Here is a 12,946-nt window from a genome sequence, read left to right on the forward strand (position 1 = left end):
GACCGGTCACATGCGGAAGACGCCGTACGGGCGGGGCTCGGCGAGCGGGGCGTTGGCGCAGGCGGTGAGCGCCAGACCGAGGACGGTCCGGGTCTCCATCGGGTCGATCACGCCGTCGTCCCAGAGCCGGGCGGTGGCGTAGTAGGCGTTGCCCTGCCGCTCGTACTGCTCGCGGACGGGGCGCTTGAACTCCTCCTCCGCCTCGACCGGCCAGTCCTGGCCCTGCGCCTCGAACTGGTCCCGGCGCACGGTGGCGAGGACGGAGGCCGCCTGCTCGCCGCCCATCACGGAGATCTTGGCGCCCGGCCACATCCACAGGAAGCGCGGCGAGTAGGCCCGGCCGCACATCGAGTAGTTGCCGGCGCCGTACGAGCCGCCGATGACGACGGTCAGCTTGGGCACCCGGGTGCAGGCCACGGCCGTCACCATCTTGGCGCCGTGCTTGGCGATCCCGCCCGCCTCGTACTGCCGGCCGACCATGAAGCCGGTGATGTTCTGCAGGAAGAGCAGCGGGATGCCGCGCTGGTCGCACAGCTCGACGAAGTGCGCGCCCTTGAGCGCGGACTCGGCGAAGAGCACGCCGTTGTTGGCGACGATGCCGACCTGGTGGCCGTGGATCCGGGCGAAGCCGGTGACCAGGGTGGGCCCGTACTCGGCCTTGAACTCGGCGAAGCGGCTGCCGTCGACCAGCCGGGCGATCACCTCGCGCACGTCGTACGGGGTGCGCGGGTCGACCGGCACCGCGCCGTACAGGCCGGCCGGGTCCACCACGGGCGCCTCCACCGGGGCGAGCGGCCACGGCTTCGGGCTGCGCGGGCCGAGCCCGGCGACGATGGTGCGGACGATCGACAGCGCGTGCGCGTCGTCCTCGGCCAGGTGGTCGGTGACGCCCGAGGTCCTGGAGTGCAGGTCGCCGCCGCCCAGCTCCTCGGCGGTGACCACCTCGCCGGTCGCCGCCTTCACCAGCGGCGGGCCGCCGAGGAAGATCGTGCCCTGGTTGCGGACGATCACGGCCTGGTCGCTCATGGCGGGCACGTACGCGCCGCCGGCCGTGCAGGAGCCCAGCACCGCGGCGATCTGCGGGATGCCCGCGGCGGACAGCCGGGCCTGGTTGTAGAAGATCCGGCCGAAGTGGTCCCGGTCGGGGAAGACCTCGTCCTGCATCGGCAGGAAGGCGCCGCCCGAGTCGACGAGGTAGACGCAGGGCAGCCGGTTCTCCAGGGCCACCTCCTGCGCGCGGAGGTGCTTCTTCACCGTCATCGGGTAGTAGGTGCCGCCCTTGACGGTGGCGTCGTTGGCGACCACCACGACCTCGCGGCCGGCCACCCGGCCGATGCCGGCGATCACGCCGGCCGCCGGGGCAGCGCCGTCGTACAGGCCGTCGGCGGCGAGCGGGCACAGCTCCAGGAAGGGGGAGCCCGGGTCGAGCAGGGTGTCCACGCGGTCCCGCGGCAGCAGCTTGCCGCGCGCCGTGTGCCGGTCGCGGGCCTTCGCCCCGCCGCCCAGCGCGGCCGCCGCGAGCTTGCTGCGCAGCTCGTCGACCAGCTCCCGGTGGGCGACCTCGTTGGCGCGGTAGGCCGCGGAGCCGGGGTCCGCGGCGGACTCCAGCCGCGGCGCCGGTGCGGCGGCGGCACCCGGAACGGCGTGCCGCGGGTCGGTGCCGGCGGCCGGGCCGGTGAACGGGCCGGCCGCCGGGCCGACGGCGGATCCAATGGATGAGAGGACCATCCCAAGAGCTCCCTTGCCCTCGGAGCCGAGTGGACGTGCGGAGGGATGGTCCGCCGCCCGAAGGTTAATGAGCGTTAACTCCTGCGGCCAGGTTAACCGCCGATAACGCGGCTGTCTACGATGGGCAGCATGCCGAACGTGCCAGCAGCCTCCGCGCTCCCACGCCGCGACCAGATCCGCAAGGAGGCCGCGCGGCTCTTCGCCGCCCGCGGCTTCCTGGGCGTCGGTGTGGACGAGATCGGCAAGGCCGTCGGCATCAGCGGCCCCGGCCTGTACCGGCACTTCGCCGGCAAGGACGCGATGCTCGCCGACCTGTTGATCGGCATCAGCGAACGCCTGCTGGAGGAGGGGCGGCGCCGGGCCGGCGAGGCCGACGGCGCCCGGGGGCCCGCCGGGGCGCTGGACGCCCTGATCGGCGGCCACGTGGACTTCGCCCTGGACGACCGCGACCTGATCATCCTGCACGACCGGGAACTGCTCCATCTGAAGGAGGAGGACCGCCGCCGGGTCCGCCGGCTGCAGCGCGGCTACGTCGAGCTGTGGGTCGGCGTCGTCCGCGAGGCCTTCCCGGCGCTCGCCGAGCCCGGCAACGAGCCGCTCGCCCGGGCCGCCGTCCACGCGGTGTTCGGCCTGCTCAACTCCACCCCGCACAGCGCCGCCCCGGCCTCCGGCCAGGCGGACCGCTCCGGGCTGCCCCGTGACGCGATGGCCGCCCTGCTCCACAGCCTCGCCCAGGGCGCCTTCGCCGCGGCCGCGGCCGGCGCCGCCGCGGCGGCGGCGTAGGGGCTGCTTCCCGCGCTGCCCCCGGGGTCGACCCCGGGCCCGGCCCCCTGGCCGACCGCGCATCCGGGCGTAGGACCAGCGCCGGAGGGCCGGCCGGTCCGGCGGACCGTGCGTCCGGGCGGGTGGATCGGCGACCCTGGGAAGAGGCGGGAAGGTTTCGCGGACCCCTCGTCGTTGAGCCTCCCGGGCGTCCGTCGAAACGCGATGGACGGCGGTCGAGCCGAATGGTTAGTATCCCTAAATATGCCTGAGACTCATGGTTCTACTGCGGAGATTTCCCGGGACGCCGACCCTCAGAGCAGCCGGTCCGGCCAGACGCCCCTGCGCCGCCGCCGGTCCGGAGCGCCGCGGAGCCCCGGCACCCCGGACGAGTCCCGCTGGCTGCGCAGACTGGGCGGCTACTCCTGGCGCTACCGCAAGAACGTGCTGCTCGCCTTCGGCGCCTCGCTCGTCGGCATGGCCGTCAGCGCCGTCGTCCCGCTGATCACCAAGCTGATCATCGACGACGTCATCACCGCGCACACCCGCCCGCTCGCCCCCTGGGCCGTCGTGCTGCTGCTCGCCGCGGCCGTGGTCTTCCTCTGCGCACAGATCCGCCGCTACTACGGCGGACAGCTCGCCCTCGACGTCCAGCACGACCTGCGGGCGGACCTCTTCACCTCGCTGACCCGGCTCGACGGCCGCCGCCAGGACCGCCTCGACACCGGCCAGGTCGTCGGCCGCGCCACCTCCGACCTGCAGCTCATCAACGGCCTGCTCTCGATGCTGCCGATGATGACCGGCTACCTGCTGATGTTCGGCATGTCCCTCGCGGTCATGCTCTGGCTCTCGCTGCCGCTCACCCTGATCGCCCTGGTGATGGCACCCGCCCTGTGGTGGTGCGCCGCCCTCAGCCGCAAGCGGCTCTTCCCGGCCACCTGGGCCGCCCAGCAGGAGGCGGCCGCGGTCGCCGGGGTGGTCGACGCGGCCGTCGGCGGCGTCCGGGTGGTGAAGGGCTTCGGCCAGGAGGCCCAGGAACGCGCCAAGCTGGAGAAGGTCTCCCGCGGCCTGTACGCCGCCCGGCTCCGCTCGATCCGGCTGAACAGCCGCTACACCCCGGCCATGCAGGCCGTCCCCGCCCTCGCCCAGGTCGCCGTGCTCGCCCTCGGCGGCTGGCTGGCCGTCCGGGGCGAGGTCTCGCTCGGCACCTTCGTCGCCTTCTCCACCTACGTCGCGCAGATGACCGGCCCGGTGCGGATGCTCGCCATGGTCATCACCGTCGGCCAGCAGGCCCGCGCCGGCGTGGAGCGCGTCCTCCAGCTCATCGACCAGCGCCCGCACGTCCAGGAGCGCCCCGACGCCCGGCCGCTCACGCCCGCCGACACCGACCCCGGCGCCACCGGGCCCGGCGCGCCCGCCGCCGGCACCGCCGCCCTGGAACTCGACCGCGTCGACTTCCACTACGAGGGCCACGAGGACGCCGTCCCCGTCCTGGACGGCCTCAGCCTGCGCCTCCAGCCCGGCGAGACCCTCGCCCTGGTCGGCGCCTCCGGCTCCGGCAAGTCGACCGTCGCCCAGCTCGTCCCGCGCTTCTACGACCCCACGGCCGGCAGCGTCCGGCTGTACGGCCACGACCTGCGCGACATCACCCTCGACTCGCTGCGCGCCACCGTCGGCATCGTGCCCGAGGAGAGCTTCCTCTTCTCCGAGAGCGTCCGCACCAACATCGCGTACGGCCACCCCGAGGCGACCGACCGGCAGATCGAGGCGGCCGCCCGCGTAGCCCGGGCCGACGGCTTCATCCGCGACCTGCCCGACGGCTACGACACCAAGGTCGGCGAGCAGGGACTCACCCTCTCCGGCGGCCAGCGGCAGCGGATCGCCCTGGCCCGCGCCATCCTCACCGACCCGCGGATCCTGCTGCTCGACGACGCGACCTCCGCCGTCGACCCGCAGGTCGAGGCCGAGATCTTCGACGCGCTCCGCTCGGTCATGGCCGGGCGCACCACCCTGCTGATCGCGCACCGCCGCTCCACCCTGCAGCTCGCCGACCGGATCGCCGTCCTCGACCGCGGCCGCCTCGTCGACGTCGGCACCCACCACGAGCTCGACGACCGGTGTCCGCTCTACCGGGCCCTGATCACCGACCCGGACGCCGCCGACGCCACGGCCCGCAGCGCCGCCGAGGCCGCGGGTGAGGCCGGGGCCTCCGGTGCCGGGGCTCCGGGAGCCGAAGCCGAGGGCTCCGGGTCGACCGGCACCGCGGCCGCCGACACCGGTGGCGCCACCGCGGCGAAGAAGCCCGCGGGCGACACCGAACTCCTCGCCAAGGTGGCCGCCCTGCGGCCCGCCACCGACACCCCCGACGTCCGGGTCGAGGACGCCGAGGCCGGCGACATGCGCTTCAACCTCGGCCGGCTGCTCGCGCCCTTCCGCGGCCCGCTGACCCTCGCCCTGCTGCTGGTCGCCCTGGACACCGCCGCCGGCCTCACCCTGCCGATCCTGATCCGGCACGGCATCGACGACGGCGTCAGCAAGGCCGCGATGACCGGCGTCACGGTCGCCGCCCTCGGCGCCCTGGTCGTCGTCCTGCTGGACTGGCTGGTGCAGAGCGCCGAGACCCGGGTCAGCGGTCGCACCGGCGAGCGCGTCCTCTACACCCTGCGGCTGAAGATCTTCGCGCACCTGAACCGGCTCGGCCTGGACTACTTCGAGCGCGAGCTCACCGGCCGGATCATGACCCGGATGACCACCGACGTCGACTCGATCTCGACCTTCCTGCAGACCGGCGTCGTCACCGCGGTGGTCAGCCTGCTCACCTTCTTCGGGATCTTCGCCGCGCTGCTGATCCTGGACGCCGGCCTCGCCCTGGTGGTCTTCGCCGTCCTGCCCGTGCTGGTCGTCGCCACCCTGGTCTTCCGCCGCAAGTCCACAACCCAGTACCAGATCTCCCGGGACCTGATCTCCACCGTCAACGCCGACCTGCAGGAGAACGTCGCCGGCATGCGGATCGTCCAGGCCTTCCGCCGGCAGGACGTCAACACCGCCCGCTTCGTCGCCCGCGGCCTGGAGTACCGGGACGCCCGCGCCCGGGCCCAGCTCTACATCTCGCTGTACTTCCCGTTCGTCCAGTTCCTCTCCAGCGTCGCCTCCGCGCTCGTCCTGATCGCCGGCGCCGCCCGGGTCGACGCCGGCACCCTCACCATCGGCGCCCTGGTCGCCTACCTGCTCTACATCGACCTGTTCTTCGCCCCGGTCAACCAGCTCTCCCAGGTGTTCGACGGCTACCAGCAGGCCAGCGTCAGCCTCGGCCGGATCGGCGAACTGCTGCGCACCCCGACCAGCACCCCCGAGGCCGACCCGCCCGTGCCGGTCACCCGCCTCAAGGGCGACATCCGGCTCGACGGCGTCGGCTTCGCCTACAACGGCGACGGCGAGGACCTGCCGAACGTGCTCACCGGCATCGACCTGCACATCCCGGCCGGCCAGACCGTCGCCCTGGTCGGCGAGACCGGCGCCGGCAAGTCCACCCTGGTCAAGCTGGTCGCCCGGTTCTACGACGCCACCGCCGGCACCGTCCGGGTCGACGGCACCGACATCACCGGCTACGACCTCTCCCAGTACCGCCACCGGCTCGGCGTCGTCCCGCAGGAGGCATACCTGTTCGCCGGCACCGTCCACGAGGCGATCGCCTACGGCCGCCCCGGGGCCACCCGGGCCGAGGTCGAGGCCGCGGCCCGCGCGGTCGGCGCCCACGAGATGATCCTCGGCCTCTCCGACGGCTACGACCACGAGGTCGCCCCGCGCGGACGGAACCTCTCCGCCGGACAGCGCCAGCTCGTCGCACTCGCCCGCGCCGAACTCGTCGACCCCGACATCCTGCTGCTGGACGAGGCCACCGCCGCGCTCGACCTCGCCAGCGAGGCCGCCGTCAACCAGGCCGCCGACCGCCTCAGCGGCGGCCGCACCACCCTGGTCATCGCGCACCGCCTGACCACCGCCGAACGCGCCGACCGGATCGTCGTCCTCGACCACGGCCGGATCGTCGAGGACGGCACCCACGGCGAACTCCTCGCCGCGGGCGGCACCTACCACCGGCTGTGGCAGGCGTTCGTCTCCGACGGCCGGGCCACCCCTGTCGGCTGACCGCCGCGCCCCTGCGGACCCGGGCGGGTGCGCAGGGGCGCACTCCGCCGCCGACGGGGTGCCCGACCGGGCCGGACCGCGAGCAGCGCGGCGTGCCGGGCCGGACCGCGAGCAGCGCGGCGTGCCGACTCAGACCGCGAGCAGCGCGGCGTACAGCGAGGCCGCGTCGGCGCCCCGCGGCAGGTCGCTCACCTGGCCGTCGCCGACCTCCACCACCCGCCAGCCGGAACCGTCCGCCCGCCGCGCCAGATCGGTGGTGACGAACCGGCAGCCCAGTGTGTGCACCAGCGGCCCGACCTCCGACAGGTCGGCGTGCGGGGCCGGCCCCGGCGCCGCGTCCGGGTGGGCGCCGCGCAGCACCGGCTCGCCGTCCACCCACCAGACCCGCGCCTCCTCGGCCCGACCCTGCGCGTCCCGCACGAACTCCTCGTACCGGCGCAGCACGATCCCGCCGGTCGGGGCACCGTCCTGCAGCTCCACGAACCGCGCCACCACCGCGCACAGCCGGTCGGTGTCGGCCAGGTCCGGGACGAAGCAGGCCTCCTCCCACTCGTACTTGCGGGACTTCACGTAGTCCTTCACGATCGCCGGCCCGCTGCCGCCGAGACGCCCCGCCAGCGCGGCGAGCTCCTGCCGGGACGGCGCCGCAGGCCCCGGCAGCCAGCGGCTCTCCGGCGTCGCCCCCTCGAACACCCCGTACCAGCCGGGGAGTTCATGGGCGTCCCCGTACCCGGCCGGCGTGGTCAGCAGCACCCCGCCGCGCACCGCCAGCGCCCGCGCCAGCTCCTGGTACGCCGGCACCGGCACCATCCAGCCGCGGTACCAGAGCGGCCCGGCGCCGGACGGCACCCGCCGCACCGCCGCCTCCGCGTCGCCCGCGAGCAGCGCGTCGTGGTCGAGCAGCGCGCAGCTACCGCCGAGGTCGCGCACCAACTGCGCCTCCCACACGTAGTGCGGGTCGGGCCTGCGCGGCGACAGCGGATCGGCGGGCAGCAGGACGGCCGGGGTGGTCATGGCCCACAGGGTACGGCCGACCGTCCCGCACACACCCCGCTGCGCGCACGCCACCCGGGTACCCGGCCGGCGACACCCGTTCCGCGGCCGGCCGGGACCGGTCGCGGGCGCGGCGAATACGGGTCGACACCCCCGGCGGCGCGTGCCACGGTGATCCGATGCCGAAGCTGCAACGACTCCTGGGCCCCGTGCTGGACCGGCTCCTCGGACGCCCACCGGGCCGCCCCGTTCCACGACCTGACGGTGCGCCGAGCGGGCGCCGGCCGAGGGCCGCGGCCCGCACGGTCGTCCTCGCCCCGGACGGCGCCGTCTTCCTGCTCCGCAGCGACAACGCCGAGGTCGGCGTGCACTGGACGGCACCCGGCGGCGGCCTGGAGGAGGGCGAGACCCCGACCGCCGGCGCGCTGCGCGAACTGCACGAGGAGACCGGCTGGACGGACATCGAGCCCGACCGCCTGCTGTGCACCTGGGAGCACGACTTCACCTGGCACGGCATCCCCGTCCGCCAGCACGAGCACATCTTCCTGGCCAGCGGCCCGCGCCGCGGACCCGTCGGCGACGTCAGCGGGGCGCACCGGGCCGACGGCATCCTCGAATGGCGCTGGTGGAGCCCCGAGGAACTCGCCTCGCCCGACGCCGACGCGCTCTGGCCGCCGCAACTGCCGGCACTGATGGCCGCCGTCTCCGCCGGGGCGGGCGCTGCCGCGACGGGTGCCGACGGGACGCTCATGGACGGGACGCTCATGGACGGGGTGGGAACCGGCGGTGCCGTGGGGCCGGTGCACCTGGGTCACGTCCCGCAGGGCACACCGAACAGTCGCCCGGACGAGCCGCTCGCGACACCCTTCAGCTGATGGCCCGTCACTGCGTCGGGGGTGCGAACCGGTTCAGTGCGGCTGGTCCGCCTGCCAGCCGTGCAGCCCCAGATCGCGGTCGTGCAGCGCCTCCGGATTGATCAGTACGGAGAGGCGCGCACCCGCCAACTCCTCGGCGGCCAGCCCGGTGGAGGCGAGCAGCCGCTCGGTCGGCACGGCCACGGCGATCGCCTCCCGCCAGGCCGGCAGCACCACCAGGCAGGTACCGGCGCCGACCCGCACCAGCCTCGCGTCGACCCGCTCGGGCTGCCGCGCTCCGGCACCCTGCGCCGACGACGAACCGCCGATCAATATGCCGAGCGGCGGCCCGTCCCCGGGCCCACCGCCCAGGGGCCCGCCCTCCCGGGACAGTCCGCCCCCGCCGGCCGGGTGCCACAGTTCCTGCCGCTCCGGCGGACGCGGGTGCAGCCGGCGCAGCCGACGCGAGGGCACCGGCCGGCGGGCCCGTCTCAGTTGCCGGCCGTCGTCGCCGGGGGTGCCGACCGGGCTCCCGGGCGTGCCCGGGGCGTCGCCCACCGGTCGGGCCGCATCGAGATCGGCCCCGGCCACCGCCAGCAACCGGCGCACCTCCGCCTCCGACCGGTGGCAGGCCGTCGCCAGGTCGGCCGGGTGCGTGCCGCACTCGTACGCCCCGCGCAGCCGGGCCGCCAGCCCCGCCAGCAGCCGCGCCGCGGTGGGATCGGCCGGCTCGGCCCCGGCCGCCCCGTCTGCCGCCCCCGGTGCTTCCGGGACTACCGCCCCCGGGTCCGCCGCCGTGGAGTCCGCCGCCCGGGGGACCGCGGTCGCCGCTGCCCCGGCCGGACGCTCCGCGGAGCCGCGGTGCCCGAAGTGGCCGGAAGTCGCGTCCGTGGGGACGGGATCGCCGCAGGAGCGGTCGGAGGCTGGCGGGTCGAGCGGGGTCATGGGTGCGGGCCCTTCGGTCTGCGGCACGAACGATCCTGCCGCAGACGGCCCTTGGGAGCCAGGGCGGTCCACGATGTGTCGGCCGCGGACACACCCGTCCGGCGCTCCGGGCGCCGCGCGGCGGAGCATCGGCCGAAAACCGATGCGGGGAACGGCCGGACGTACGCGTACCCTGATGCCATGAAGCGTCAGCCGTGCCTGAACTGGTGGCCGTCCTAGGACGGCCACCCCTCACGCATGACCACAGGGCCGTCCGTACGGGCGGCCCTGGCGCGTTCCATCCCCGGGGCGGCGACGCCCGGCGGACGGTGCCACCACCCGCCCGCCACCCGAGGAGAACCTCCGTGATCACCACCGTCGACCGCATCCGCCGCAACCCCGAGCAGCACCGCGTCCTCACCGGGGACCGGCCGACCGGCCCGCTCCACCTCGGCCACTACTTCGGCACCCTGCAGAACCGCGTCGAGCTCCAGCGCCTCGGCGTCGAACTCTTCCTCGTCGTCCCCGACTACCAGGTCCTCACCGACCGCGACCGGGCCGAGAACCTCGCCGAGCACACCGAGAACCTCGTCCTCGACTACCTCGCCGCCGGCGTCGACCCGGACCGCGCCACCGTCTTCGCGCACAGCGCCGTACCCGCGCTCAACCAACTGCTGGTGCCGTTCCTCAGCCTGGTCAGCGTCGCCGAACTCGGCCGCAACCCCACGGTCAAGGACGAGATCGCCCACTCCGGCCGCTCCACCGTCAGCGGCCTGATGTTCACCTATCCCGTCCACCAGGCCGCGGACATCCTCTTCTGCAAGGCCGACCTCGTCCCCGTCGGCCAGGACCAGCTCCCGCACCTGGAGACCACCCGCACCGTCGCCCGGCGGTTCAACGAGCGCTACGGCGCGCCCGTCTTCCCGGTACCCGACGCCCTGCTGTCCGCAGTCCCGCTGCTGCTCGGCACCGACGGCGGCAAGATGAGCAAGAGCCGCGGCAACTCCGTCCCGCTCGGCGCCACCGAGGACGAGACCGCCCGTCTGCTCCGCGCCGCGACCACCGACGCCGACCGCCGCATCACCTACGACCCCGAGCACCGCCCCGGCGTCGCCGGCCTCCTCCAGCTCGCAGCCCTCTGCCAGGACCGGACACCCGTGGCCGTCGCCGAGGAGATCGGCGACGGCGGAGCCGCCCAGCTCAAGAAGCTCGTCACCGAGGCCGTCAACGAGTACTTCCGCCCGCACCGGGCCCGCCGTGCCGAACTCGCCGCCGACCGCGGGCACCTCCGCGCCGTGCTGCGCGCCGGCAACGAACGCGCCAACGCGGAGGCCGACGCCACCCTCGCCGAGGTCCGCGAGGTGATGGGCACCGTGTGAAGCCGTGGCATTCCCGGTGCGGGGGTGGATCGGTCCACCCCCGCACCGGGGAATACCGTGAGCAGACGAACCTGCGACCACGGGGAAGGAGCTGTCGATGGATCAGCTGACGACCGGCGGTGCCGCGGACGGCCACGACTCCGGCCACGATCCCGGTCACGGCCACGGTCACGGCCACGGTCACGGCCCCGGGCCGATGCCGACTCCTGCACCACTCCTGCAGGCTCAGGGCCCGGCCGCTCCCGGCTTGCGGCGGCGTCCGCGGCGGCTGGCCGTCGGCGACCGCGTCGCCCTGGTCGCCCCCAGCGGCCCGGTCGACCCGCAGCGCCTCGCCGCGGGCACCGCTCTGCTCCGCTCCTGGGGCCTGCACGTCGACCCCGGCGCCCACCTGCTCGACCGCCACCCCGTGCACGGATACCTCGCCGGCACCGATGCCGACCGGGCCGCTGACTTCCAGCGGGCCTGGCTCGACCCCCGCACCTCGGCCGTCGTCTGCGCCCGGGGCGGCTACGGCGTCCAACGGATGGTCGACCTCGTCGACTGGGACGCCCTGCGCGCCGCGCCGCCCAAGATCCTCGTCGGCTTCAGCGACATCACCGTGCTCCACGAGACGGTCGACCTCCGCCTCGGCGTACCCACCCTCTACGGGCCGATGGGCACCGCCGCCGCCTTCCTCGACGACCCCGCCACCGCCGACCACCTGCGGCGCACCCTCTTCGAACCCACGACCACCCGCGTCCTCACCTCCGCCACCGCCGAGCCCCTCGTCCCCGGCCGAGCCGCCGGGACCACCGCCGGCGGCTGCGCCTCCCTGCTCGCCACCGACCGCGGCAGCCGGACGGCCCGCCGTTCCTTCGCCGGCACCGTCCTGCTGCTGGAGGACGTCAACGAACAGCCCTACCGGCTCGACCGCACCCTGACCCAGCTGCTCCGGTCCGGCGCGCTGGAGGGCGTCGCGGGCATCGCACTCGGCTCCTGGGAGGGCTGCGGCCCGCCCGAGCTCGTCCGCGAGGTCATGCTCGACCGGCTCGCACCGCTCGGCGTCCCGGTGATCTGGGAGCTCGGATTCGGCCACGGCCCCAGCAGCCTCACCGTCCCCCTGGGCGTGCCCGCCGTCCTGGACGCGGATTCCGGCACCCTCACCCTCGACGAACCGGTGTTCGGCGACACGGCGGTCGAGGGGGCAGCCGCCTGAGCACGCCGCCGCGCCGCGCCGGGCTGGTGGCAGCGGCCCGCCCGCCGGCGGTTCGGTGCTCTGCGGGCTCCGGCCGATTAGGGTGCGCCCATGCACGTTGACGTACACGGGGGCCACACGTCGGAGAACGGCCGGACGGGGGGAGACCGCCCCCGGGAGTCCGCTCCTGCCGCCGATCTCCCCGAGGTGGTGGCGCCGGAAGCACTGGTCACGCGGGCCCTCGGTCTGCTCCGCGGCCCCGGCAGCGGCAGCGGGCGCGTGATCCTCGGTCTCGCCGGGCCTCCCGCAGCGGGGAAGTCGACCCTCGCCCGACACCTGGTGGAGGAGGTCGCCCGCCGGGAAGGCCCGGACTCCGCCGCCTACCTCCCGCTCGACGGATTCCACCTTGCCAACGCCCAGCTCGACCGCCTCGGTCTGCGGGCCCGCAAGGGCGCCCCCGAGACCTTCGACTCGGAGGGCTACCTCGCGCTGCTCCGCCGGGTCACCGCCGAGCGGTTCCGCGACATCTACGTGCCGGACTTCGACCGGGCCCTCGACGAGCCCGTCGCCGCCCGCCACGTCATCAGGCCGCACACCCGCCTCGTCGTGACCGAGGGCAACTACCTCGCCGCTCCCGACGCCCCGTGGTCGGACGTCCGGGCGCTGTGCCGCGAGCTCTGGTACATCGACGCCGACGACGACCTCCGGCACCGCCGCCTGATCGAGCGGCACACCGGCGGCGGACAGGACCAAAGGGCCGCCACGCTGCGGATCGCCGCCAACGACCACCCCAACGGCGAGTACGTGAAGGCCGGCCGTGCCACCTGCAGCTGGCTGGTCCGCGTGCCGGATTTGCCTGCGGCCACCGATGGGCGTAGTGTTTCCTAGTCGCTCGGCAGGGAGCACCGGACACGCGTCTGCGCGGACGGTCCCGGAGCGGCCAATCCCTTGAAACACCACTTCCCGGCTCGGGCTGGGTCGCGTCT

9 protein-coding genes are annotated in these 12,946 nt (G+C 74.8%); 6 read left to right on the forward strand and 3 right to left on the reverse strand.

Translation table 11 applies throughout. The features are described from left to right. Positions 1–6: 6 nt before the first annotated feature. Positions 7–1,728, reverse strand: a complete 1,722-nt coding sequence (locus IE98_RS0134950) for a carboxyl transferase domain-containing protein (RefSeq protein WP_078661538.1) — start codon at positions 1,726–1,728, stop codon at positions 7–9. A gap of 129 nt (positions 1,729–1,857) precedes the next feature. Here IE98_RS0134950 and IE98_RS0134955 point away from each other — a divergent pair, with 129 nt between their 5' ends. Together IE98_RS0134955 and IE98_RS0134960 are read left to right on the forward strand one after the other, a co-directional pair. Beyond that, positions 1,858–2,511, forward strand: coding sequence for a TetR/AcrR family transcriptional regulator (locus tag IE98_RS0134955; protein WP_030275823.1), 654 nt, complete (start codon positions 1,858–1,860; stop codon positions 2,509–2,511). 243 nt (positions 2,512–2,754) lie between these two features. Next, positions 2,755–6,636 carry an ABC transporter ATP-binding protein gene (locus IE98_RS0134960; protein WP_078661539.1) on the forward strand — a complete coding sequence of 1,294 codons (3,882 nt, stop codon included), beginning with the start codon at positions 2,755–2,757 and terminating at the stop codon, positions 6,634–6,636. A gap of 129 nt (positions 6,637–6,765) precedes the next feature. Here IE98_RS0134960 and IE98_RS0134965 read toward each other — a convergent pair whose 3' ends face one another. Then, positions 6,766–7,650: an ATP-grasp domain-containing protein gene (locus IE98_RS0134965; protein WP_030275825.1), complete on the reverse strand. Its 885-nt coding sequence runs from the start codon at positions 7,648–7,650 to the stop codon at positions 6,766–6,768. A 158-nt stretch (positions 7,651–7,808) separates the two neighbouring features. On the opposite strand from IE98_RS0134965, the gene IE98_RS43570 reads away from it, so the two are divergent. Then, positions 7,809–8,504, forward strand: a complete 696-nt coding sequence (locus IE98_RS43570; protein WP_078661540.1) for an NUDIX hydrolase — start codon at positions 7,809–7,811, stop codon at positions 8,502–8,504. Positions 8,505–8,537: 33 nt separating this feature from the next. Here IE98_RS43570 and IE98_RS0134975 read toward each other — a convergent pair whose 3' ends face one another. Further along, a complete protein-coding gene (locus IE98_RS0134975) occupies positions 8,538–9,455 on the reverse strand; it encodes a hypothetical protein (RefSeq protein WP_159401161.1) in 918 nt (305 codons plus the stop codon). 317 nt (positions 9,456–9,772) lie between these two features. Here IE98_RS0134975 and trpS point away from each other — a divergent pair, with 317 nt between their 5' ends. From trpS to IE98_RS0134990, 3 genes are all read left to right on the forward strand, one after another. Then, positions 9,773–10,786: a tryptophan--tRNA ligase gene (trpS, locus tag IE98_RS0134980; protein WP_234443795.1), complete on the forward strand. Its 1,014-nt coding sequence runs from the start codon at positions 9,773–9,775 to the stop codon at positions 10,784–10,786. A 196-nt stretch (positions 10,787–10,982) separates the two neighbouring features. Next, a complete protein-coding gene (locus IE98_RS0134985) occupies positions 10,983–11,981 on the forward strand; it encodes a S66 peptidase family protein (protein WP_052391402.1) in 999 nt (332 codons plus the stop codon). Positions 11,982–12,071: 90 nt separating this feature from the next. Continuing rightward, entirely contained in the window at positions 12,072–12,848 is a 777-nt protein-coding gene (locus IE98_RS0134990) for a nucleoside/nucleotide kinase family protein (protein WP_234443796.1), read from the forward strand. Positions 12,849–12,946 lie beyond the last annotated feature (98 nt).

The organism is Streptomyces sp. NRRL B-24484 (assembly GCF_000717715.1).
Classification (GTDB): Bacteria; Actinomycetota; Actinomycetes; order Streptomycetales; family Streptomycetaceae; genus Kitasatospora.

Coding starts and splice junctions, on each gene's coding strand:
- IE98_RS0134950 (WP_078661538.1), bottom strand. CDS start 1,728: ATGGTCCTCTCATCCATTGGATCCGCCGTCGGCCCGGCGGCCGGCCCG.
- IE98_RS0134955 (WP_030275823.1), top strand. CDS start 1,858: ATGCCGAACGTGCCAGCAGCCTCCGCGCTCCCACGCCGCGACCAGATC.
- IE98_RS0134960 (WP_078661539.1), top strand. CDS start 2,755: ATGCCTGAGACTCATGGTTCTACTGCGGAGATTTCCCGGGACGCCGAC.
- IE98_RS0134965 (WP_030275825.1), bottom strand. CDS start 7,650: ATGACCACCCCGGCCGTCCTGCTGCCCGCCGATCCGCTGTCGCCGCGC.
- IE98_RS43570 (WP_078661540.1), top strand. CDS start 7,809: ATGCCGAAGCTGCAACGACTCCTGGGCCCCGTGCTGGACCGGCTCCTC.
- IE98_RS0134985 (WP_052391402.1), top strand. CDS start 10,983: ATGCCGACTCCTGCACCACTCCTGCAGGCTCAGGGCCCGGCCGCTCCC.
- IE98_RS0134990 (WP_234443796.1), top strand. CDS start 12,072: ATGCACGTTGACGTACACGGGGGCCACACGTCGGAGAACGGCCGGACG.